17 protein-coding genes are annotated in these 23,104 nt (G+C 73.5%); 7 read left to right on the forward strand and 10 right to left on the reverse strand.

Translation table 11 applies throughout. From position 1 onward, the window contains the following. Nucleotides 1-390 precede the first annotated feature (390 nt). On the reverse strand, nucleotides 391-1,092 hold the full coding sequence (locus AB0883_RS25535; RefSeq protein ID WP_366643823.1) for a MerR family transcriptional regulator: 702 nt from the start codon (nucleotides 1,090-1,092) through the stop codon (nucleotides 391-393). 432 nt (nucleotides 1,093-1,524) lie between these two features. Here AB0883_RS25535 and AB0883_RS25540 point away from each other — a divergent pair, with 432 nt between their 5' ends. Beyond that, on the forward strand, nucleotides 1,525-2,244 hold the full coding sequence (locus AB0883_RS25540; protein WP_366643939.1) for a helix-turn-helix transcriptional regulator: 720 nt from the start codon (nucleotides 1,525-1,527) through the stop codon (nucleotides 2,242-2,244). A 234-nt stretch (nucleotides 2,245-2,478) separates the two neighbouring features. Here AB0883_RS25540 and AB0883_RS25545 read toward each other — a convergent pair whose 3' ends face one another. The 9 genes from AB0883_RS25545 to AB0883_RS25585 form a co-directional block, all read right to left on the reverse strand. Further along, the gene (locus tag AB0883_RS25545; protein ID WP_366643825.1) at nucleotides 2,479-3,840 is read right to left on the reverse strand and encodes a cytochrome P450; all 1,362 of its coding nucleotides are present in this window, start codon (nucleotides 3,838-3,840) and stop codon (nucleotides 2,479-2,481) included. Continuing rightward, complete coding sequence (locus AB0883_RS25550) at nucleotides 3,837-4,331, reverse strand: flavin reductase family protein (RefSeq protein ID WP_366643940.1); 495 nt, start codon at nucleotides 4,329-4,331, stop codon at nucleotides 3,837-3,839. Before AB0883_RS25550 ends, AB0883_RS25545 begins: the two co-directional genes overlap by 4 nt. A 59-nt stretch (nucleotides 4,332-4,390) precedes the next feature. Further along, the gene (locus tag AB0883_RS25555) at nucleotides 4,391-4,831 is read right to left on the reverse strand and encodes an acyl-CoA thioesterase (RefSeq protein ID WP_121401404.1); all 441 of its coding nucleotides are present in this window, start codon (nucleotides 4,829-4,831) and stop codon (nucleotides 4,391-4,393) included. A gap of 3 nt (nucleotides 4,832-4,834) precedes the next feature. Further along, nucleotides 4,835-10,657, reverse strand: coding sequence for an SDR family NAD(P)-dependent oxidoreductase (locus AB0883_RS25560; RefSeq protein WP_366643827.1), 5,823 nt, complete (start codon nucleotides 10,655-10,657; stop codon nucleotides 4,835-4,837). Nucleotides 10,658-10,730: 73 nt separating this feature from the next. Further along, a complete protein-coding gene (locus AB0883_RS25565; protein WP_366643941.1) occupies nucleotides 10,731-11,693 on the reverse strand; it encodes a DUF1702 family protein in 963 nt (320 codons plus the stop codon). Nucleotides 11,694-11,895: 202 nt separating this feature from the next. After that, nucleotides 11,896-12,891, reverse strand: a complete 996-nt coding sequence (locus AB0883_RS25570) for a DUF1702 family protein (protein ID WP_366643829.1) — start codon at nucleotides 12,889-12,891, stop codon at nucleotides 11,896-11,898. Nucleotides 12,892-13,064: 173 nt separating this feature from the next. Continuing rightward, nucleotides 13,065-13,676, reverse strand: a complete 612-nt coding sequence (locus tag AB0883_RS25575) for a copper resistance CopC family protein (RefSeq protein ID WP_366643831.1) — start codon at nucleotides 13,674-13,676, stop codon at nucleotides 13,065-13,067. Further along, nucleotides 13,673-14,251 carry a hypothetical protein gene (locus tag AB0883_RS25580; RefSeq protein WP_121401399.1) on the reverse strand — a complete coding sequence of 193 codons (579 nt, stop codon included), beginning with the start codon at nucleotides 14,249-14,251 and terminating at the stop codon, nucleotides 13,673-13,675. The genes AB0883_RS25575 and AB0883_RS25580 overlap by 4 nt, the downstream gene beginning before the upstream one ends. Nucleotides 14,252-14,363: 112 nt before the next feature. Beyond that, complete coding sequence (locus AB0883_RS25585) at nucleotides 14,364-15,437, reverse strand: carboxymuconolactone decarboxylase family protein (protein ID WP_366643834.1); 1,074 nt, start codon at nucleotides 15,435-15,437, stop codon at nucleotides 14,364-14,366. Nucleotides 15,438-15,633: 196 nt separating this feature from the next. Here AB0883_RS25585 and AB0883_RS25590 point away from each other — a divergent pair, with 196 nt between their 5' ends. The 6 genes from AB0883_RS25590 to AB0883_RS25615 all read left to right on the forward strand — a co-directional run bounded on the left by AB0883_RS25590 (nucleotide 15,634) and on the right by AB0883_RS25615 (nucleotide 23,026). Continuing rightward, on the forward strand, nucleotides 15,634-16,695 hold the full coding sequence (locus AB0883_RS25590) for an SDR family NAD(P)-dependent oxidoreductase (RefSeq protein ID WP_366643836.1): 1,062 nt from the start codon (nucleotides 15,634-15,636) through the stop codon (nucleotides 16,693-16,695). Nucleotides 16,696-17,062: 367 nt separating this feature from the next. Continuing rightward, the gene (locus AB0883_RS25595; protein ID WP_366643838.1) at nucleotides 17,063-17,632 is read left to right on the forward strand and encodes a DUF5987 family protein; all 570 of its coding nucleotides are present in this window, start codon (nucleotides 17,063-17,065) and stop codon (nucleotides 17,630-17,632) included. Further along, the gene (locus AB0883_RS25600; protein WP_366643840.1) at nucleotides 17,629-19,263 is read left to right on the forward strand and encodes a GMC family oxidoreductase; all 1,635 of its coding nucleotides are present in this window, start codon (nucleotides 17,629-17,631) and stop codon (nucleotides 19,261-19,263) included. The genes AB0883_RS25595 and AB0883_RS25600 overlap by 4 nt, the downstream gene beginning before the upstream one ends. A 101-nt stretch (nucleotides 19,264-19,364) precedes the next feature. After that, nucleotides 19,365-20,459, forward strand: a complete 1,095-nt coding sequence (locus AB0883_RS25605; RefSeq protein WP_366643942.1) for a hypothetical protein — start codon at nucleotides 19,365-19,367, stop codon at nucleotides 20,457-20,459. Next, nucleotides 20,443-22,125 (forward strand): DHA2 family efflux MFS transporter permease subunit, encoded by a 1,683-nt coding sequence (locus AB0883_RS25610; protein ID WP_366643841.1) that lies wholly within the window; start codon nucleotides 20,443-20,445, stop codon nucleotides 22,123-22,125. Before AB0883_RS25605 ends, AB0883_RS25610 begins: the two co-directional genes overlap by 17 nt. Nucleotides 22,126-22,231: 106 nt before the next feature. After that, the gene (locus AB0883_RS25615; RefSeq protein WP_366643842.1) at nucleotides 22,232-23,026 is read left to right on the forward strand and encodes a TIGR03084 family metal-binding protein; all 795 of its coding nucleotides are present in this window, start codon (nucleotides 22,232-22,234) and stop codon (nucleotides 23,024-23,026) included. Nucleotides 23,027-23,104 lie beyond the last annotated feature (78 nt).

Below are 23,104 nucleotides of genomic sequence, written 5' to 3' on the forward strand. Positions count from 1 at the left end.
AAGGGCTTTCCCTTCAGATTCGGCCACCACCCGGATTCTGCAGCGGCTGATATGCCGTGCGGCCGGGTTTGGCGACGGACAGTCGTCGGCGGCTGAAGAGTGACGCGATTTTTTCTACCATCATCCGCCAGCATTTGCTGCCGCCGGATCAGGACTTTTACCACGCGGGGAGCTACGGTTCACGTGGTCAGCGCTGCCAATTCTCCACCAGTCGAGGCATGACGTGCGGTCCCTTCACGATGCCTGGCGAACCGTATGCGAAAGTCGCCGGCCGACCCACTTATGGTCGCGGGAGCACGGCCCGAATTCTTCTCAAAAGTTGCTCAGTGGCCGACTGCGCCGGATGGGCGGCTCATCAGGGATCAGACGTCACCCGTTAGGTGCCCGCACTCAATCGTGATCGGGAAATCGCATCGCGACGTGGCGCTCGTGCGCCATGCGACGCAGGGCGGACAGGGCGACGCCGAACAGGACGCTGCGGAGGAGTGCCGGCCCCTTCTCGACACCACCCTCATCGGCGGCCAGGTCGAGTTCCGTCATGACGAGCTGTTCGGCGGCGCGGGCGTAGGGGACGAAGAAGGTCACCTCGGCCGCGCAACCGAGGCTGCGCAGCCCCGCCAGGACATGGGCCAACACCTCGCCGGCGGGGGTGGCCTCGGTGGACCAGCCGAGGGCCTCGGCGAGTTCCGCCACCTCCATGCGTGCGCAGTCCACGGCGGCCCGGCCCAGGGTCGTCGGGCCTTCCAGGTAGAGGGTCCGGTCCAGGACCTTGTACGCGTCCCGCATCGTGGCATCGTCGTCGTCGATGGCGGCCAGGATCTCCCGGACGGAGGACAGGTCCAGCCCCCCTATCCCGGTCAGCGTCCGGATCAGGCGGATCCGCCGTAGGTGCCGATCGCCGTAGTCGGCCTGGTTGCGTCCGGTGGGCAGGCCGGCCGGGAGCAAGCCCTCACGCAGGTAGAACTTGATCGTCGGGACCGACACGCCACTCTGTCGACTGAGTTCCGAGATACGCACGCGTCCTCCGCCCCTGGCGAACGTTTCGGCAATCTTGTCATAGAGATCGATCGGTAGCCATGGATTGATAGCCACCCCTGGCGGCGACGGACACCACATGGACCCGACCGCATGGACGCCTGATCACCTCAGATCAGAACACGCCCCGGATGTCCGAAAAATTATGCTAAAGATAGATAGAAAGCAACACGGATACTGGCACGTGCCACAATACGATAAGCAATTCTAGCGATCTTCACCTCGAACGTACAGTAGAACGTGCCAATTTCGGGCAAGAAATGATAAGCCCCGGGCCGTCACTCCTGGCTACGCTTCGATCGCAGAAAGTGTTGACCGGGCAGCTGGCCTCGGCTAGCATCGATTACGGTTAGCGGGGAATGGTGGCGGTCGAGACCCCAAGAATCATTCGGCCGAATTCGCCACATCCACACAATGTGATTGTCCGCAATCCGGGGGAGACAAATGCACGACACAGCAGAGCAGGCAGTGGAACGGGCCATCGACACTATGCGAAGCAATTTGTCCGAGCAGTTGACGGTGGATGACATGGCACGAGCGGCCATGTTCAGCAAGTTCCACTTCACGCGAATCTTCCAGCGGGTCACCGGAATCTCCCCAGGCCGATTCCTGTCCGCGATCCGCCTGCAGGAGGCCAAACGGCTACTCACCACGACAAGGCTCAACGTCACCGACATCAGCCTCCGGGTGGGCTACAACAGCGTCGGGACCTTCAGCACCCGCTTCACCAAGAGCGTCGGTCTGCCTCCCACCATCTACCGACGCATGGGAGGCTTCGCTCCCCGAATTCCCACGCAACGCCCGACGGGCGTTTCGCAGGGCGTCATCACCGGACGGATCACCGCGCCCCTCGACGGGCCCGTACCGGGGCTCATCTTCATGGGCCTGTTTCCGCACCGTATCCCCGAGGGCCCGCCGGTGCGGTGCGCCATCCTGGAGTCGCCCGGCGTCTACCGCTTCGCGAACGTGCCCGACGGCACCTGGCACCTGCTGTGCCATTCGGTCTCGGGAGACGTGCTGCGCCTCCAGCAGAACCGGGTGATGGTGTCCTCGGTGGGCCCGCTGACCGTCCGCGGACAGCTGACCGTGACCGCGGACGCCCACCTCAAGCAGATGTCCAAGATCGATCCACCGGTGCTCCTGGCCCTGCTCGACAGCCGGAAGGCGGCGTTCGAACGGCAGAACGAGGCCAAGGTGCACGCCGCCTGACCCGCCCCAGGGCACGAACAGTTTTCGGTAGCTTTCCACACCGGGCCGCCGGCGCCGACAGGCGTCGGCGGCCCCGCGCGTTGCCCTGCCCCGGTCGCCACCCGCGTCGGCACGGGCACGGCAGCAAGCGGGACAGACCACGGACGGGCGCGGGTAGGCGGGCTGGCAACAGGGCTGGACGGACAGCGCGGGTCCCGCGGACGCCGGAGCGGCCGCGGGACCGGTGGACGCGGATCAGTCGACCTTGTGGACCGTCATCGGCAGGCCGCCGCGCACCCGCAGCGACAGCATCGGCTCGGGCACCACCGGCCGGCCCGGCACTCCGGCCAGGCGCACGTCCCGCAGCAGCATGGCCAGGACGAGGGTGGCCTCCATCATCCCGAGGTTGTTGCCCACGCAGAACCGTGGGCCGGCGCCGAAGGGGATGTACGCGTACCGGGGACGCTCCGTGCTGCGCGACGGGTCGAAGCGGTCCGGGTCGAACCGCTCCGGCTCGTCCCAGAACCGGGGATGCCGGTGCAGGGTGTACGGGGAGATGAGGATGTCAGCCCCCGCCGGCACGTGGTACCCGCCGATCTGGTCGGCCTGCTGGGCCTTGCGGGGCAGGAGCCAGACCGGCGGGTAGAGCCGGATGGCCTCCTCCACCACCATCGCCGTGAACCGCAGCCGGTGCAGGTCCTCGTACCCGGGCAGCCGGTCGCCCAGCACCGTCACGGCCTCCTCGCGGACCCGCTGCCGGATCTCCGGATGCCGGTCGAGCAGGTGCAGGCTCCAGCCCAGCGTGCTGGCCGTCGTCTCGTGCCCGGCCAGCAGCAGCGTGACCAACTCGTCGCGCAGCCGCTGCCGGGCCACCCGCGGGTCCTTCTCCAGCCGGGTCGAGATGATCAGACGCGAGAGCACGTCGTCCCGACCGTCCACGTTCCGGCCCCGGCCGGCGACGAGTTCGTCGACGACCTGCTGGAGGTGGCGGCGGGCGCGCCGGAACCGCAGCTGCCGGGGCAGCGGGATCCACGGCGGCACGGCACTCAGCGTCTCCAGCTCGAACATCGCCTGGTCCTGCACGGCGGCGAACGAGCCGCCGACGCCGTGGAAGCCGCTCAGCTCGGCGTCGAGCAGGGTCCGGCCGAGCACCCCCAGGGTCAGCGTGGTCATCTCCTCAAGCACGTCGACCGGAGGTCCGCCGGCCCGCGCCACCAGCCGCTCGACCAGCAGCGCGGCCTCCTCGCCGATCACCCCGGCGTACTGGGCGAGCCGTCCCTTCTGGAACGCCGGCTGGATCACCTTGCGCTGCTTGCGCCACAGCTCACCCTCGCTGGTGAGCAGGCCGTCACCGAGCGCCCGGCGGGCGTGCACCAGGCCGATGCCCTTCTGGTAGTTGGCGCTGTTGTCGGACAGGACGTGCTTGGCGTGGTCGGGGTGGTTGAAGAAGTAGAGCTGCTTGGGACCGACCGGCAGCCGGGCGGCGTCGCCGTACCGCTCTGCCGCCAGGGTCATCATCCGCAGCCGGTCCCGGCCCATCAGGACCAGCATTTGCAGGCCGGCGGAGCGGGGCGGGCCCGGCGGCGTGCGCCGGGCCCCTTCCTCGATCGTCGTCATGCCGCCTCACTCCGCTCCCGCTCGACCTGACGGAACCGCCCGGAGAGGAAGAGCAGTGCCTCCCCGTCCGCCCGGCGCTCCAGCGAGAGCAGCCGGCCGAGGAAGATGGTGTGGTCGCCGCCGTCGTAGGAACGCCACACCTCGCACTCGAAGTGGGCGAGTGCGCCGCTGATCAGCGGCACACCCGTCGTCGCGCCCGGGCGCCAGTCGACCTGGTCGAACTGCTCACCACCGAGCGGTCGCCGCCCGTCGGCGAAGTAGCGGGCCACCGTCTCCTGGTCGTCGGTCAGCACCGACACCCCGAACTCCCGGGTCTCGGAGAGGCAGGCGTGCATCACCGCGTTCCGGTCGACGCACACCAGCACCAGCGGCGGATCGAGCGACACCGAGGTGAACGAGTTGGCGGTCATTCCGTGCGGGGTGGCGCCGCCGACGGTCACCACCGTGACGCCGGTGGCGAAGGCGCCGTACGCCCGCCGCAGTGCCGTCACGTCGGAGGTCTCGGCGGTGAGTGTTCGCTGTACGTCCACGACGTCTCCTTCTCGCGCCGTCAGGAGCGCCGCGCCGAGGTGTACGGCGCGAGCGCCGTCACCAGTGCCTCCGGCACCCTCGCCGGCGCGGTGCGGGTGTTCGGGCCGCGCATGCAGGCGATGCGCTGCCGGCCCCGGGCCACCAGCGTCTCGCCGCCGTCCCGGTCGAGCTTGACGTAGTCGAAGCTGAACTCGAGCTGGGTCTGCGCCAGCTCCTCCAGGCGCATCCGGATTGACAACTCGTCGAACGCCGTGATCTCCGCGAAGAACTCGCAGTCGACGCGCAGGGTGAACAGCTTCAGGTCGTCGCGTACGTCGGCCAGCACGTCCGGCGCCCGCTCCTTCAGGAACATCTCCCGGCAGCGCCCCTGCCAGCGCAGGTAGTTGACGTAGTACACGTTGCCGACGAGGTTGGTCTCCTCGAAACCCACCGTGTGCAGGTACTCGAAGTACTTGTCCATCGACTAGGCCCGTCCTTCCGTGAGGATCGCGAACGCCATCGGCTCAGGCAGGTCCCGCACGGTCGTGACGAGCGTGGCGATCCGCAGGTCGCCGGAGGCGAAGACCAGCCAGCCGGCCCGGTCCGAAGGCACCGCAGCCAGCGGCGCCCGGTGCGACAGCCCCGCCTTGCGCAGGCACTCGATCGCCGCCCACACCCGCGTGGCCGCCGCGTCCAGGGACTCACCGCCGTCGGCGGCGCAGAGCCGGGCGAGGTCGACGTGCGCGCCGAGAAGCCCGTGCCAGACCGACTCCTCCCGGGCCCGTACCGCCTCCACGTCGCAGGCGAGCGGTCCGGTCCCCACCACGCACAGCGTCAGGTTCTCGCTGTGCGCGGCCGACAGGGACCGCCCGTCTGCCAGCTCGGGGCGGCCGTCCGGCCGGTACGCCACCTCGACCGGTCCGCCCGCCGCCCGGCCGGCAGCCAGGGCGGTGCGGGCCCGCCGCCTGCGGGTCTCGTCCGCCGTGCTCTGCCCGGCCTGCCCGCCACGCCCGGACGGCTCCGCCGGGCCCGGCTCGACGGCGACCGCCACGGCACCGCCGACCAGGTCGCCGACGGCCCGCTCCAGGTAGGACCCGAGCAGCGGTGCCGCCCACGGTCCGCGGCCGTCCCTCTTGCGCACCGCCCGCAACCGCAGGCCCTCCCACCGCTCCACGACCGCACCGTCGGCGGCGCGCAGCGCGATGTCGTACACGTAGGTGTCGCCGTCACGGCTGCGCTCCTCGGCGCAGTAGCGCAGCTCCTCCGCCTCGGTGAGGCGGCTCCCCGCCGGGTGCAGCCGTTCGATCCCGGCCGGCAGCAGCGTCGCGTCGGGGACGCAGACCTGGTTGCCGTGCATGAGGGCGTCCCGTACGCCGGGGTCGCCGAGGAGCAGGGTGGCCGGCAGGTAGTCGGCGAACCACCGGGTCTGCGGCGCCGTGACGACGTCGGCGTCGACGTGCCGGGCGGCCGAACGGTGGTAGCGGCGCAGCCGCTGGAACCGTCCACCCTGGAACAGGATGTCGCCGTACAGGTCGGTGGCGGGCTCCAGCGGCACGCTCGGCAGCCCGGCGGGCACCTGTTCGGGCGGGCCCGCCGGCGGTCGCGCCCCGGTGAAGTGCAGCCGCGCCCGGAAGTGCGCGGCGCTGAACTCCGTCTCGGCGCTGTAGATGACCGCGTCCACGACCCCGTCGTCGACCACGAGGGTGGCGACCCGGATGGTGGTGCTGCCGTCCGGCGGCACCACGACGGGCCGCAGGAACTCGGCCCGCTCGACCACCGGCGTGTCGGTCCGTCCGGTCAGCGCGGCGGCGACCTGGGCCATCGCCTCCATCCCGAACACCGCCGGGAACAGCAGGTTGCCGTCCAGCCGGTGGTGGTCCAGGTAGAGGTCGGTGACCGGCTTGAGTTCGGCCTCGGTGACCAGCTCGACACCGTGGTAGCGCACGAGCGGCCGGTCCACGAACCGCAGCAGCGGCAGCTCCGGAAGGTCCATCCGCACCGTGTCGATGCCCTCGGTCCGCCCGCTGACCACCACGACGGACGGTGCCTGCGGATCGGCGAGCAGGCGTCGGAGCATCGCCACCCCCTGGTCGGGGGTAACCGGGGTGATCCCGTCACGGGTGAGCGCCTCGACCACGGACAACCGCTCACCCATGCCGACACCGGACCACACCGACCACTCGAGGCAGAGGCTGCGGCAGTGCGGGTGGCGTCGGCCGAAGTCGACGGTCAGCTCGGCCAGCCAGTCGTTGGCCGTGGCGTAGTGCGCCTCGCCGCGCAGGCCCGCCCGGCCGATGATGCTGCCGAACGTCACCAACAGGCGCAGCCGGTCGCCGTCGACCGCGTCGAGCACGGCGCGCAGGCCGTCGACCTTCGGCGCGAACGTGCGGCGGAACACGTCCATGGTGAGACCGGTCAACGCCGCCGGCTCGTTGCGGCCCGCGCCGTGCAGCACCGCGGTGACCGGCCCCAGCTCGGCGACGAGCCCGTCGACGGCCTGCCGCACCTGCTGCGGGTCGGCCACGTCGGCCCGGGCGTAGCGCACCCGCACGCCGGCGTCCGCCATCCGCTTGAGGTTCGCGGCCAGCTCGTCGTCCTGGGCGGGGTCGGAGCGGCCGAGCACGGCGAGGCTGGCGCCGCTGTCGACGGCCATCGCCAGGGCGCACTCCGCGGTGATGCCCTTGCCGCCGCCGGTGACCAGCAGCAGGTCCTCGGCGCCCAGCGGCTGCCGCGTCTCGGCCGGCCGCACCGGCAGCCCGCGCAGGGTGGGCACCTGGCGCCGCCCGGCGGCGTCGTGACGCACCTCGGCGAAGCCGTCGGTGGCGGCGACCTCCGCCGTCACCCGAGCCACGGCCTCCGGCACCGGCGGGGTGTGCACGATGGTGGTCCGCAGGTGCGGCGCCTCCAGCCGTAGCGTCTTGGCCAGTCCGGCCGCGCCGGGGCCCTGCTGGACGAGGACGAAGCGGGTGCCGGGGGCGGCGGCCGCCGCCGCCTGCGCGCCGCGCAGGGCCAGTTCCAGATCGGCTTCCGCACACCGCTCCGGCAGGCACACCAGCACCCCCGCGCCGACGCCGGCGCCCTGCAGGGAGGCGCGCAGCGGCTCCGCGATGGGGTGCCCGGCAGGGGCGAACAACTGCCAGGCACCGTCGGCCTCCGCCCCGGCGACGACCGGCGGCGGCGCGTCGTCGAGTTCGACCGACCAGGCCCGGCACCAGTCGGCGACGCCGTGCACGATGCTCGGGCCGGACGCGTCGGTGTCCCGACCGGTCCGGGCGAGCTGCTCCAGGGCCTCGGCGAGCTGCCCGACGGTGGCCGTCGCGAAGTTGGTCGGGGTCTGCGCGGCCGGCACGCCGAGCTGCTGCGCCGCCTGGTTGACCAGCTGGCCGACGGTGATCGAGCTGAGATGCAGGTCGTCGAGGAGTTGGCTGCCGTCGTGCACCATCTCCAGCGGCAGCTCGGCCCGCTCGGCGGCCAACCGGCGCAGCAGTTGCAGGCTCGACTCGCCGACCGGCTGCTCCGGCTCCGGCTGCGGCCCGTTCGCGGCCGACGGACCCGCCACCCGGACACCGGCGCCCTTGGGCAGCCTCACCACCGGGGCTGACTCGCAGGGGCTGGCGAAGAAGCGGAAGTTCTGGCCCACCTCGAGCGGCCGGACCAGCCGGTCGTGGAAGAGGGTGCCCGCCACGCCGCCGGCGCCGACGACGTACGCGGCCGCCGCGACACGCAGCAGGCCCGCCAGCGACTCGTCGTCGGTGTTGAGCGCCACCGCCGGCAGGTCGGTGCCGGCCGACGCGAGGCCGGAGAGCACCTGCCCCGGACCGACCTCGACGAACAGGTCGACCTCCTTGGCCGCCAACGCGACAGCCTGGCTGAACAGCACCGGATCGGTGATCTGGCGGCGCAGCAGGGCGGAGACGTCGGTGTCGTGGGCGAGCGGTTCGCCGGTGACGGTGGAGACGACCCGCCGGGTGACGGGCCCGAACCGCTCCCCCGCCAGCGCCTCGAGGAAGGCGTCCGCGGCCGGCTCGACCAGCGGGGAGTGGAACGCGTGCGACACCGACAGCCGCGTGGTCCGCAGGCCGGCGGAGCGGGCCCGCCCGCAGGCGTCCTCCACCGCGGCCTCCGAGCCGGCGATCACGGTCTGCTCCGGCCCGTTGTACGCGGCGATCACCACGGACAGGCCGGCGATCAGCCCGGCCACCCGCTCCGGCGGGGCGCCGATGTTGGCCATCGTGCCGGAGGCGCTGTGCTCCCCCATGGTCCGGCCGCGCACGCCGGCGACCCGGAGCAGTGCCTCCTCGTCGAGCACGCCGGCCCAGTGCAGGGCGGCGATCTCGCCGAGGCTGTGCCCGACCGCGACGGTCGCGTCGAGGTTGAGCAGCGACAGCGCCCGCAGGCCGGCCAGCGAACCGGTGACGATCCGCGGCTGGGCCACCGCGGTGGCGACCATGTCGCCGGTGCGCGGCAGCGCCGCCCGCTGGTACACCTCCTCCACGTCGGCGAACCGGCGGCGCAGCGCACCGCCCGAGGTGCCCTTGCCGGACCCCTGCCCGGGGAAGAGGAAGCCGATGCGGCCCGGGCCGCTCACGTGGCCCAGGAAGCAGCGGCCGTCGGAGGAGAACAGGCGCACCTCGCCGGCGTCGAGGGCGTCGCAGATCCGGCGCAGCTGCCGCTCGGCGTCCTCCGGCGAGGAGACCACCACGCCCGCCCGGTACGGCAGGTCGCGCAGCTCCCGGTGCAGGGTGGCGGCGAGGTCGCCCAGCTGGGCGTACGACACCGTGGGCGCGAACTCGACGAGGCGCTGCAACCGCTCGCGCAGCTCCTGCGGGCTGCTCCCGTCGACAAGCAGGAGCTCCACGTCCTGCACCGAGGCGGCGAGGTTGCGGAAACGGCTGTCCAGCCGGGACGAGCGACGGGGCTGCCCGTTCTCCAGCACGATGTGGGTGTTGATGCCGCCGAAGCCCATCGCCGTCACGCCGGCGCGGACCGGCAGGTCGCGCGGCCAGGCCTCGGCCTTGCGCAGGGCCCGCAGCGCGGACTGCTCGGCGGTGAGGATCTCGTGCGGGTCGACGCAGCCGATGGTGGGCGGCAGGATCTCGTGGTGCACCGCCATCGCGGCCTTGATCAGGCCGGCGACGCCGGCCGCCGCCTTGGTGTGCCCGATCATGCCCTTGATGGAGCTGATCGCGGCCTGCGGGGAGTTCGCGTCGGCGGTGCGCCGGGCCAGCGACAGCGCCTGGAGCTCGGTGGCGTCGCCGACCGCCGTGCCGGTGCCGTGGCCCTCGAAGAGCCCGACGGTCTCGATGCCGAACCCGGCCCGTTCGTACGCCCGGCGCAGGGCCAGCTGGTAGCCGGCGACCTCGGGCCGGGTGATGCCGCCCTTGCCGTCGGAGGAGATGCCCCAGCCCGCGATGGTGGCGTAGACGCGGTGGCCCGCCTGGCGGGCCTCGGACTCGCGCATCAGGACCACCATGCCGCAGCCCTCGCCGGGCCAGAACCCGTTCGAACCGCGGTCGTAGACCCGCATCTCGCCGCGCGCCAGCGCGCCGGTCTTGGCGAAGCCGATGATCTCGAAGGGGTCGATGGACAGGTCGACCCCGCCGGCGACCGCCACGTCGACCTCGCCGTCGGAGAGGGCCTTGCACGCGGTGGCGACGGAGAGCAGGGACGAGGAGCAGGCGCCGTCGACGGTGTAGCCGCCGCCCTTGAAGTCGAAGTGGTTGCAGATGCGCCCGGCGATGGTGTTGGACAGCCCACCCGCGAGGGTGTCCTCGTCGACCTCCGGGAACGGGCCCTTGAAGGTCGCCTCGAAGTCGTCGAGGAACGTGGTGAGCTGGTCGTCGTCCCAGTCCTGCTCCTTGAGCGCGGCGGCGACCATCCGGCGCACGTACGGCCAGCGCAGCCGCAGCTGGTTGGCCCGGGAGAACTCGCCGGTCAGCGTGTTGCCGACGACCACGCCGGTGCGCTCGCGGGGCAGTCCCTCCGCCATCGGGAAGCCGGCGTCGGCCAGCGCCATGGCCGCCATGTCGAGGGCGAGCCAGTGGGTGAGGTCGGTGGAGCGGTAGGTGCTACCGGCGACCTTGTACGCGATGCGGTCGAACTCGTAGCCCTCGATGACCGCCGCGTTGCGGGCGTAGAAACGGTCGGGCGTGGCGGGGTCGGGGTCGTAGTAGTCGTCCAGTCGCATCCGTTCTTCGGGCAGTCGCCGGAAGGCTCGGCGTCCGGCGACGGCGTTCTCCCACAGTTCCCGCGGGGATGTGGCATCCGGGTAGCGGCACGCCATCCCCACGACAGCGATCCTGGTCACGAGGTTTCTCCGTTGTCGCGCGTAATGGTGGACCGCCGGGGCATGGACTCGCTCGGGACTCGGGGCGTCACGCTCAGCACCACCCCTCGAATTCCGCGGCGATGGCACGTCGCCACCGCTCGTAGGCGGGTTCCGCTCCGTGTGGTTCGGCGGGCACGGTGACGTCGGTGGCCTTCGCCGCCTCGGCGGTCGACACGCCGCAGAACACCTGGGTGGCGATCTCGTTGTGCGGAACGACCAGACCCGCTCGTACCCGGGCCCCGGCCGCGAAGGCACTGCCCTGGGCGAGGTCCACGCGGTAGTCGCCGGCGCGGTCGCGGAAGCGGCGCAGGTCCGCCTCGGTGGCTCCCCCGGCATAGGTGGCGGCGAGGCCGGCCCCGGCGTACAGGTCGGCCCGCCGGTGCGCCGGAAAGGCGCCGAAGATCTCCGTCACCCGGTCCACGTCGGTGCCGCCGACGAACCACGTGGCCCGGCCGATGCCCTGGTCGATGACCCGGTCGGCGTACCCCTGCGGGCCGTCGGCCGGCCACGGGAACCGCGGGTGGCGGTACTGCCCGTACACGTACCGGTCGGTGTGGAAGTACGCCTGGTGGAAGCCGTAGCCGTCGAGCACCAGCCAGCGCAGCAGCGGATCCGGGGCGTGCAACCGGCCCCAGCGCATCCGGGGCACCCGGGCCATCGCCCAGCCGACGCCCACGTAGATCATGTAGACGTGCGCGTCGCCCCGGCCCGCGAGCAGGTTCGCCACGTGCCGGGGGCGGCCCGGCCGCAGCGCGTCCCGGACGGCGAAGCCCATCCCGGCGCCCTCGTACGCGAAGCCACGAAAACGCGTCGGCACCGTTTCCAGGCGACGTTCGGCGGCCGCCGCGGTCGGCGCCTCGGCGGCGTATCCGTAGCCGGTGAGAAATGAGGCGCCGACGTTTTCGAGCAGCGCCTTCGATTCCTCGTCCTTGACGTGGAATCCGCGTACGTCCATTTTGGTGTCGGAGATATCTGGCGTCAGGATTCTGCGCCGCAGATCACGCAGGCTCTGCATCGCACGTTCCCCCAAAGGGTCGGTGTTTCCGTCGAACAGGGATGGACATCTGTTTTGATGATGACAAGCGCGCGATGAGTTGATTTCTTCAAATTTGCGCATTCATCGCAACTATTCGAAACGTTCACGTCCGCCCCGGACTCCGTGGGTCCACGGCGTCCGGGGCGGCACGGCGCCGCCCCGGCGGGCGACGCGGGCGGGCTCAGTGGTCGTGACCGACGCCGGCCGGCTCGAAGTGCGCGCGGACGTTGCGCCGCCAGAGCTCGTACGCCGGCAGCCGCCCGGCCGGCTCCGCGCGGACCGCCACGTCGTCGGCGAGGGCCGCGGCGGCGGCCACCGAGCACCCGCCGAGCGCGTGCATGGCCGCCTCGCTGTGCGCCGGCACGTGCCCGGCGTGGCTGCGGGCCTTGGCGGCGAAGACCGCGCCCTGGGCCAGGTCCGGCGCGCAACCGCCGGCCTCGGCGCGCAGCGCCACGAGCGCCTCGGCGTCGGCGCCGCCGGCGAAGGTGGCGGCGAGCCCCACCCCGCTCCACAGGTCACCGTGCCGGTCGGCGGCGAAGGCCCGCACGGCCCCGGCCACCTCCGCGGTGCGGGCGCCGTGGATGAACCACAGCGCCCGCCCGAGGCCCTGGTCGGTGGCCCGCGCGAAGTAGTCCCCGTGCCCCTGCCACGGGTACGCCGCCAGGCGCTCCTGCCGGGTCACCCACCGGTCGAGGTCGAAGTAGGCCCGGTCGAACCCGTAGCCGTCCACGGCCAGCCAGGTCATCGTCGGGTGGTACGGGGAGCCCGTGAGATCGGGCACCACGTGCCGCCAGAGGGGCCGCGGCAGGCGCGCCATGGCGAACCCGATGCCGATGTAGGCGAGGAAGAGGTGGGGCGCGCCCGGCCCCCGCAGCAGATCGCGGGTGCGGGTGCCGCGCCGGGGCCCCATGACGTCGAGGATGGTGCAGGCCATCGTGGCGCCCTCGTAGGCGAAGCCGAGCAGTTCCCGGTCGACGAGGGCGAGCCGGCGCTCGAGCTCCCACGGGTCGCGGGTGTCGATGCCCCACTCGAACCCGCAGACCACCGACTGCGGAACCGCCTCCAGCCGGCGGGTGACCTCCGTGGTGGGGCCGGGGAAGCCCCGACGCGCGAAGGTCACGTCCGCGAGCGTCGGCGCCATCAGCAGTCGACGTACGGAGCCCAGTACCGTCGGCATGGCAGATCCCCCTGTCGGTACGACGACCGCCGGCCCCGGCCGGCGGTGACTTCATCGTCGCCGCGCGCCGACCGGGGCCGCCTCTTCCGCTGTGCGCTCATCCGCCGCCGCGGGCTGCCGCGCGGGCCGTCACCAGCCGTTGCGGCGCCGGGGTGGTCGCCGTCCGGGCCGGGTCACGGGCCCTCGACGGGGCCCGCCCCGCGCCGTGGCCGCAGGAACATCAACAGCAGGGCCACCCCGACGAGACCCAGGTCCAGCAGGAGGAGCACGCCGTTGATGCCGTCGATGCGCGCGTGGTCGTGCCCGGCGCTCGCGGCCGGGTCGTCGATCGGCGCGGCGACGGGGCCGGCCGGGACGGCGCCGGGGGTCACGGTGAAGCCGGCCAGGCCGGCGACCTGCCGACCGTCGGGCAGCCCGGCGCGGTAGGCGACCCGGTAGGCGCCCGGGCCGGCGTCGCGCACCGGCACGACCAGGCGGCCGTCGCGGACGGCCGGTCTCCCGGTCGAGACGGTCGCCCCGGTCGGTCCCGTGACGGCCAGGTGCACGTTCTCGGCCGACTCGGCGCCGCCGAGCGTGAGCGTCACCTCGGCGGGCGCGGTCCCGACGACCGACCCGTCGCCCGGGTCCAGCACCAGTCTCCGGCTCGCGGCCGGGCTGCCGAAGACGAGCAGCGCCAGGACCGACAGCACGACACCGGCCGCCACGACGATCGCCGCCCGCTGCACCGCCCCGACCGACGTCGCCGGTGCGGGCGGTTCGGGCCGGCGGGCGTCCACGGTGGTCACGAGGGCTGCGCCGCGGCCTCGGGCTGCCGGCAGCTGCACCACATCTGCTCCGCCTCCGCCACCGAGGGCCGCAGGTGCAGGTACATCGCGATCACCATCGGCACGAAGACGACCGTGTTGTAGAACAGGTGCAACTCGACCCGGGGGATCACGACCTGCAGCAGGCTGGTGGGCACGGGGCTGTCGAACAGGTGCCGGCCGGTCTGCGCCTGCAACAGCAGCAGCAGGTGCTCGATGTGGTGCCAGAACTGGATCGCCAGGGCGGTGGTCCACCAGCCCCGGCTACGCCCGACGAAGCCGGGCCGCAGCATCCACATCCCCACGAGCATCACGATCGCGTAGCCGTAGTGCAGCCACTCCGAGCTGACGAGCCACGGGAACGGCATGCCGAGCACCCCGCGCGCCTCCGGCCGCGACCAGCCCAGACCCCAGATCTGGTACGCCTGCACCAGGTGCTCGGCCCAGTGCGCCAGCACGATCAGGAGAAAGAGGTTCAGCGCCGTCCGGTGGTGCGCTCCGTTCAGGGTCGCCCAACGCCCGGACGCGCCGGGCAGGGTCGTCTGGTTGCTGGTCACGTTTCCTCCTCGAAGGGTGACGGGCGCACGAGAGCGCCTCACCTTCACCCAGCGTGTCGACCCGGACACGCGCAAACGCCTCCGATGTTGCTCAGTCCGGGTCGGGAATCCGTCAGACCGGCTCCGGCGAGCTGGCGGGGGCGTACCACGCGCCGACCCGGCGGGCCGCCGCGAAGCTGGCCCAGGCGACCGCGTCGACCAGGGCCGCGTCGCCCGGCCGGTGGCGGCGGAACTCCGTGACCACCTCCTCGTCGACCTGGTAGGAGGCGAACGCGGTCAGCAGGGCCAGGCGACCGGCGGCCCGCTCCGCCTCGGGCAGCGGCGCGATCAGCCGTTCGCACCACTGTCGGCTCAGGCCGGTCTCCTCCCCCCGCCAGACGTCGAGGCGCTCCGCGAGCAGCTCCCGGACGGCCGGCGGAACGGCCCGCTCGCCGGCCGCCTCGAACGCCGCGTACGCGCGGGCCATCGCCCCGGCCACGTGCGGGCTGCCCGCCGCCCAGCCGGCCTCCGCCGGCAGCGGCGCCGGCGGCAGCAGCCCCACCGAGCGGCCCGGCGCCCGGGGGTCGCGCAGCGTCCCCTGCATGATCCAGCCGATGCCCCGCTTCAGGCGCCGCCGTGCCCGTGGCGCCAGCCCCGGCGGGAGCAGGAAGTTGGGGAGGAAGACGTTGACCACACGGGCGATGTAGTGGAACCCCACGACCACGCCGACCAGCTCCGGGCGGTCCCGCTCCGGGAACGGCAGGACCGGCCGTGAGGTCCGCGGCTGGTGCGCCGTACGGGCCCACTCGGCCGCGTCGCGGATGCGCCGGTCGGTGATCTCGGCGAGCCGGTCGGCCACGATCGCCTCCGCGTCGTGCTCGGTCGACAGCTCGTAGAGCCCGACGCTGTGCATGTCCACGCAGTACGGGCAGATGTTCGCCACCGACACGGCGGCGGCCACCGCCTCCTTGATCGCCCGGTCCAGGGGCTCCGTCGGCAGCAGCGGCTCCCGCATGACCATCCAGTACGCGGCCAGCACCTCCGGCGACGGGGAGTGCAGCTGCGCGGGCGGCACGACGAGCTGCATCTCCTGCGCGACCTGCGCGTACACGGTCTCCACCAGCCCCCGTGCGGCTCCCGGCGGGACCGGCGTGACGTAGTTGACCTGGCGCTGGACCACCGACGAGGCCACCCGACGAGCGATCATGATCTGCCTCCTGCTCCGCGCCGCCCCGTCGGACGGTCACGACGGCGGCTCCCGACGACTGCGGCACTGCCAGTATTGGGAGTCCGGCGGCCCGGACAACGCGGTCGGCACCGGTTGAGCACCTTCGGAGAAGGCCCCGCCAGCGGGGCCTGCCGATGATGGCGACGACCCCAGTCCCCCACCCGCGGGAGTCGCGATGCTGGTTCTGGTAACCGGTGGCACCGGATTCATCGGCTCCCACTCGACGGCCGCCATCCTCGATGGCGGCCACCGCGTCCGGATGCTCGTGCGTGACCCGTCCCGCGCCCGCCGGGTGCTGACCGCGCTGGGCGCCCACGCCGAGCGGGTCGAGCTGGTCACCGGCGACGTCACCGATCCCGCCGCCGTGGCCCGGGCCGCCGACGGCTGCGCCGCCGCGCTGCACGCCGCCGGCGTCTACAGCTTCGACTCCCGGGACCGGGCGCGGATGACGGCGGTCAACCTGCGCGGCACCGAGGTGGTGCTCGGGGCGGCGCGGGCGGCGGGCCTCGACCCGATCGTGCACGTCTCCACCTTCGGGGCGCTGCTGCCGGCCGGGCGGTCGCCGCTGACCGTCGACTCGCCGGTCGGCGCGCCCCGGGAGGCCTACCTGCGCAGCAAGGCCGCCGCCGAGCGCGTCGCCCGCCGGCACCAGGACGACGGCGCGCCGGTGGTCGTCACCTACCCGCTGGCCTCGCTCGGGCCCGACGACCCCCACCTGGGCGACCAGACGACGCGGGTACGCAACGTGCTGCGCGGACTCATGCCGCTGTGGCCGACCGGCGGCTTCCCCGTCGGCGACGTGCGGGACGTGGCCCGGCTGCACGCGGCGGTGCTCGAACCCGGACGCGGTCCCCGCCGCTTCCCGGCCCCCGGCCGCTACGTCACGACGCGCGAGTTCGTCGACGCGCTGCGGCGGGTCACCGGACGGACCCTGCCCACCCTGCGGCTGCCGGCCCGCGCCCTGCTGCCGATGGGCCACCTGGTCAGCGCGGCGCAGCGGCTGTCGCCCGTGCACCTGCCCGCCGAGCACGGCGCCATCTACCTCTGCGCCACCGCCCGCCCGATGGACGCCACGCCCACCGAGGAGCTGCTCGGGCCGACGAGCCGGTCGCTCGACGAGACGATGACCGACACCGTGCGCTGGCTGCACCGCACCGGGCGGCTGAGCCGGCGCCAGGCCGGGCTCGCCGCGCTCCCGGCGACCGCCGCGCCGCGCCGGGCCGCCAACCCGCGCTGACCCGCCCGACCCGCCGCGCGGACGGGTCGCCGCAGCCGGCGTCGCCGCAGAGGCGACTCCGGGTGACCCGGGCACCGGTCGACGTGGGCCCGCACACTGTGCGTGACGCGCTGCCACGCACAGTTTTCGCTGGCCTTTCCCGGCCGCCGGTGATCGGCCTCAGCAAAACAGGAGGTGCGTCCCAGCTGCGTCGGTAGCCAGGATTATGCAGAACTTCGCGCACCATCCGCGCCGCACGGAGTAATTCCGGGCGACCACCATTTCACCCCTTGCTTCCGTCGCCATTACCGGCGCTGGCAAAGGCTGCCCGAAAACGATTCGGCGGGACTAGATACCGACGCGCCCGCCCCCAGAAGGAGGTAGCGCCGTGCAACCGGAAACACCCGAGGAACAGCGGGCGCGCGTGCTGACGCTGGAGGCGTTCGCCGACACCATCATCCCCGGGACGAAGCGGTCCGCCGACGACCGGGCGATCGCCGGCGTCTCGCCCGACGGCGGCGCGGTCGAGTCGGGGGCGCTGGCCCTGATGGAGGACCCCGCCGGCGGGGTGTCGATGATGCTGGGCACGCTCAGTGAGGCCCTCAACGCGCACGCGACCGGGTACGCCGAGGCGAACGGCCTGACCCTCGACCCGGCGGTGCCGCCCTTCGTCGGCCTCGCCTTCGACCACCGCACCGCGCTGCTGAGCCACCTCCTCGCCCCGGACAACCCGGAGAAGGAGATGTGGGTGGGGCTCGCCCTGTTCAGCAACATGGCCTACGACAGCGCAGCCCACATGAACACGCGCGACGCCCTCGCCGCGGGGCACCCGGGGCTGCTGGCGATCGGCATCACCAGACCCGACGACGACGGACTGTGGCGGTTCCCCGAGTACTCGTACGGACGCCCGCTGTCGCGACCGCACCCGCACACCACCCCCACAGGGAGTCCGGCATGACCAGTGGCGCAAGCACCGACGTCGTGGTGATCGGCAGCGGCTTCGGCGGGGCGATCCCCGCGTACCACCTGGCCGCGGGCGGGGCGCGCGTGGTGGTCCTGGAGCGGGGACCGTGGCTGTCCAGCGAGGAGTTCGACCACGACTTCAAGCTCGGCTCGTCGTACACCCGGATCTTCGACTTCACCGTGGGCGACGGGATGAGCGTGCTCGGCGGCAACTGCGTCGGCGGCGGCAGCGTCGTCTACTTCGCCACCATGCCGCGCGCGCCCCGGTTCGTCTTCGAGCGGCAGGGCAGCATCGGTCGGCGGATGTGGCCGGCGGCCATCACCCGCGACACCCTCGACCCCTGGTACGACCGGGTCTGCGAGGCGCTCCCGATCACGATGCAGAGCTGGGACAAGGTGCCGTACGCCGGCGGCCTGTTCGCGGCGGCCTGCGCGCACGCCGGACGCACGGCCAATCCGGTGCCCTCCGCCGTGGACGTCGACAAGTGCACCAACTGCAACTGGATGATGGCCGGGTGCCGCTTCGACGCGAAGCGTTCCCTGCTGCTGAACTACCTGCCGGCGGCCCTGGCGCACGGCGCCGAGATCCGGCCGCTGCACGAGGTGCAGCACCTCTCCCGCACCGAGGACGGCGGCTACCGGGTGCACTACCGCGTCGTCGACGCGGAGGACTACCGGATCCTGCACGACAGCGGGACGATCGACGCCAAGATCGTGATCGTCGCGGCCGGGGCCGGCGCGACCCCGGTGATCCTGCAACGCTCGGAGCCCACCCTGGGCACGATGCCCACCGCCGTCGGCCGGTACTTCTCCGGCAACGGGGAGCGGCTCAACACGGCCGTCTTCGACGACGACCGGGTCCGGGAGGTGCTCGGCCTCAGCCGGCCCGACGGCCGGGGATACGACGCCAACCAGATCGGCCGCGGGCCCACGGTGGCGACCTGGGACCGGCTCGACGGCAACCTGCCCGAGTACGAGCGGTACTCGCTGGAGCAGCTCTTCTTCCCGCTGGGGCTGGGCACGATCCTCGCCCAGGTGCCCGACGCGGTGGGACCGAGCTGGTTCGGCCTGGCCAAGAAGGACATGCTGCGCCGCTGGCAGTCGTGGCTGACGCTGTTCACGATGTCGGAGGACGACAACGAGGGGGTCTTCGGGCCGCCGCCGGCCACCGGCAACGCGGACCGCATCTCCCAGCAGATGCTCGGCCGGGGTCCGCTGCGCTACCGGCCCACCGCCAACACGCTGCGCGGTTGGGCCGCCGCCGACGCGGACGCCCGGGACATCCTGGAGCGCGACGGGCTGGCCCGGGTGATGCCGTGGACCAACGACGTGGTGGGCGCGTACACGGTGCACCCGCTGTCGTCCTGCCGGATCGGCGACGACCCGGCGACGTCCGCCCTCGACGACCGGCACGAGCTGCGGCAGCACCCCGGCATCTTCGTCACCGACGGCTCGGCGGTGCCGGGAGCGCTCACCGTCAACCCGGCCCTCACCATCGCCGCGCTCGCCGAGCGGGCCGTGCCCGGCATCGTCCGCGCGGCGCAGGAGCGCGGCGTGCCGGTCACCTACCACGGCTCGCTGCCCGAGGGGACGGCCACCGCGGTACCCCAGGTCGTGCCCGGCTAGGACCACGACGGCCGGGGGCGCGCCCCGCCTCCGGCCCCCGGCCCGCCCGACCAGGAAGGAGACCGATGGGCAGGCGACTGGCTCGGGTGACGAGCCGCACGATGCTGACCCACGTCCGGCACGTGACGCCGGTCGCCCCGGACGCCGCCGACGGGCCCGTCGCCCGGGTCTACCGGCAGATGGTCGACGACTTCGGGGTCCTCGCGCCCCCGGTGCTGCTGCACTCCCCCGCCCCCGACGTGCTGCGCGCGTGCTGGCTCATGCTGCGCGAGACGCTGCTCGCCGAAGGGCTGGTCGGCCGCGACGCGAAGGAGGTGGTGGCCACCGCCGTCTCCGAGAGCAACCGGTGCCCGTACTGCGTGGAGGTGCACGGCGCGACGGCGGCCGGGCTGCTGGGCGACGCGGGCGGGTGGCTGGCGGCCGGGGTCGGCGGGATCGGCGACCGGCGGCTGCGGGCCCTGGCCGAGTGGGCCCGGCACAGCGGGGCCGACAGCCCGGCGCGCCGCCGTCCCCCGCCCTTCCCTGCCGAGCACGGGCCGGAGCTGATCGGCGTGGTGGTGGCCTTCCACTACCTCAACCGGATGGTGAGCGTCTTCCTCCAGGACTCCCCGTTGCCGCCCACGCCGGCCGGGATGCGCACCGGGGTCCGGCGCACGGCCGCCCGCATCATGGGGGCGCTGGCCCGCGCCGACCGGCCACCCGGTCGTTCCCTGGAGCTGCTGCCCCCCGCCCCGCCGGAGGCCGACCTGGCCTGGGCCGTCGGCCAGCCGCACGTGGCCGCCGCCTTCGCCCGCGCCGGCCAGGCGGTCCGCCGCCGCGGCGAGGACGCCCTGCCGGAGCACGTCCGGCGGCGGGTACTGGCTTGCCTTGCCGACGCCCCACCCCCGGAGCCGGGCGGCGGGCGGTGGGTCGACGCCGCCGTCGCCGAGCTGGCGCCGGCCGAGCGACCCGCCGCCCGGCTGGCGCTGCTGACCGCGCTCGCGCCGTACCGGGTCACCGACGCCGACGTCGCCGCCTGCCGTGCCGGCGGCGCCGACGACGCCACGCTGGTCGCGCTCACCGCCTGGGCGAGCCTGGCCGCGGCCCGCCGGATCGGGGCCCGGCTGTACGGGGACGGCCCCGCCCCGCCCCCGGCCGGCGTACCCGGCGCCGACCTCGCCGTCGGGGAGGAGGCCTCGCGTGCGGGCGAGTCCTGATCCGGGGCCGGCCGTCGACGCGGTGGAGACGCCGCCGCGGGCGAGGGCCGGCAACCCGTGGGCGGCACTGCTGGTGCTGTGCCTCGGCAACTTCCTGATCCTGCTCGACACGAGCATCGTCAACACGGCCGTGCCCGACATGATGCGGTCGCTGGACACCGGCATCGACAGCATGCTGTGGGTGCTGAACGGTTACCTGCTGGCCCTGGCGTCCCTGCTCATCGTCGCCGGGCGCCTCGGCGACCTGTTCGGTCCGCGTACCGTCTTCATGGCCGGCATGGCGGTGTTCGCGGTGGCCTCGGTGCTCTGCGGGGCGGCCCAGTCCCCGGGGCAGCTCATCGGCGCGCGGGTGGTGCAGGGCGTGGGCGCCGCGGCGCTGCTGCCGCAGGCGCTGGTCCTCATCTCCGGCATCTTCCCGGCCGCCCGGCGCGGCGCCGCCTTCGGCATCTTCACCGCCGTCGCCGGCGTGGCCGCCGTCAGCGGACCCACCCTCGGCGGGCTCGTCATCACCCGGTTCGGCTGGGAGTGGATCTTCTACCTGAACGTGCCCCTCAGCGTGGCGGGCATCGCCCTGGCCTGGTGGCTCGTCCCCGACCTGCGCACCCGCCGGCCGCGCCACCTCGACGTGCCCGGCGTGCTCCTGGCCACCGCCGCGCTGGTGGGCCTCATGTACGCCCTCATCGAGGGCGAACGGCACGACTGGGGCACGGTACGCGGGCCCGTGAGCATCCCGGCGATCCTGGCCGCCTCGGCGGTGTGCGCGGTGGTGTTCGCGCTGCGCGAGCGCCGGCAGCGGGAGCCGCTCGTCCCGCCCGGCCTGTTCCGCCTGCGCAACTTCGCCCCGGCGACCCTGATCACGCTCGTCAGCTCGTTCGGGCTGTACGGCTTCCTGCTGGTCTTCGTGATCGAGACGCAGTCGCTGCTCGGCATGAGCCCGCTGGAGTCCGGTCTCGCCGCGCTGCCCTGGACGCTGGTGCTCAGCGCCGTCGCGCCGGTCGCCGGGCGGCTCACCGACCGCCTGGGCGGCCGGCGCCTGCTCGCGGGCGGGCTCACCGTGTACGCGCTCGGCGTGCTGGGCATGGCGGTGCTGGTCACGCCGCGCTCCACCGTCGGCACGTTCGTCGTACCGCTGATCGCCGTCGGCGTCGGCATGGGGGCGTCCATCGCGCCGACCACCACCGAGGCCATGCGCGAGGTGCCCGCCCGGTTGGCCGGCGCCGCCGCGGGCGTGCTCAACACCGCCCGCCAGGTCGGCGGCGCGCTCGGCGCGGCGGTCGTCGGGGCGGTGCTGCAACACCGGCTCGCCGACACCCTGCCGGAGGCGGCCCGCGCCCGGGCGGCGACGCTGCCTCCCGAGGCCCGGGCGGCCTTCCTGGACGGCTTCGGCGCCGCGGAGCAGGGCATCAGGCTGGGCGCCGGCCAGGCCGGCGGGTTCGTCGTGCCGGCGGGCACGCCGCCGGCGCTGGCCGACCGGTACGCGGCGCTGGCCACGGACGCCTTCAACGCCGCGTTCCTGCCCGCCGTCCGGCCGGCGCTGGCCGTGGTGGGGGGCGTCCTGCTGCTCGGCAGCCTGGTCGCGTTGCGGTTGCGCGCGCACCCGGCGGTGGAGGCCGCGCCCTCGGCACAGCGGGAGAAGACGCCCGCCCCACCCCCTGCCGATGATTGAGGCGGCGGCGCCGACGCGGCCGCCGATCCCTTTCTTTCCCCCGTCGACCATCGGGCGTGCAGCGCCGGCGACGTGCACTCGACACCCGCAGCGAGAGGATCAGCGCGTGACAGATCAGGATGTGTTCGCCGCACTGGAGGCCGAGGGCGACGACGTCGACCGCATGCTCGTCGACCTGGACGACGCGGGGTGGCGGACGGCCACCCCGGCCGAGGGCTGGACGGTCGCGCACCAGGTCGCGCACCTGGCCGCGACCTTCCGGATGGCCGGGCTGGCGGCCTCCCACCCGGACAAGTTCCGGGCCCTGACGGCCCGCCTGAGCGACGACTTCGACGCGAACGTGGACGCGGCGATGGCGCCCTATCTGGCCGAGGCGCCCGCGGCGCTGATCGACCGGTGGCGTACGGAGCGGGCCGCCGCGGAGAAGGCGCTCGCCGCCGTCGAGCCCGGGCAGTTGGTGCCCTGGCTCGTCCGGCCGCTCCCGGCGCCGGTGCTCGCCGCGGCCGGGATGATGGAGCTGTTCGGCCACGGCCAGGACATCGCCGACGCCCTCGGCGTACGCCGCGAGCGCACCGACCGGCTGCGCCACCTCGTCGAGTTCGCCGTGCGCACGTGGGACTTCGGCTACCAGGCGCGCGGTCTGCCCACTCCGGACGTCGTCCTGCGCTTCGAGATCACCGCGCCGTCGGGGGCGCTCTGGCGGTTCGGCCCGTCCGACGCCGAGCAGGTCGTCACCGGTCCCGCCGCCGACTTCTGCCTGCTGGTCACCCGGCGACGGCACCGCGCCGACCTGTCGGTGACGGCGGTGGGCGCCGAGGCCGAGCACTGGCTGGACATCGCCCAGGCGTACCGGGGGCCGGCCGGTCCCGGCCGGGCTCCCGGGCAGTTCGCCGACTCCTGACCGTCCATGGGGCGACCCGCGTACCCGACAGGGATCCCGGGCTCCGCCAGCGGTTGCCCCGTGTCGAAGGGGCCGTCC

The organism is Micromonospora sp. NPDC047812 (assembly GCF_040704175.1).
Lineage (GTDB): Bacteria > Actinomycetota > Actinomycetes > Mycobacteriales > Micromonosporaceae > Micromonospora.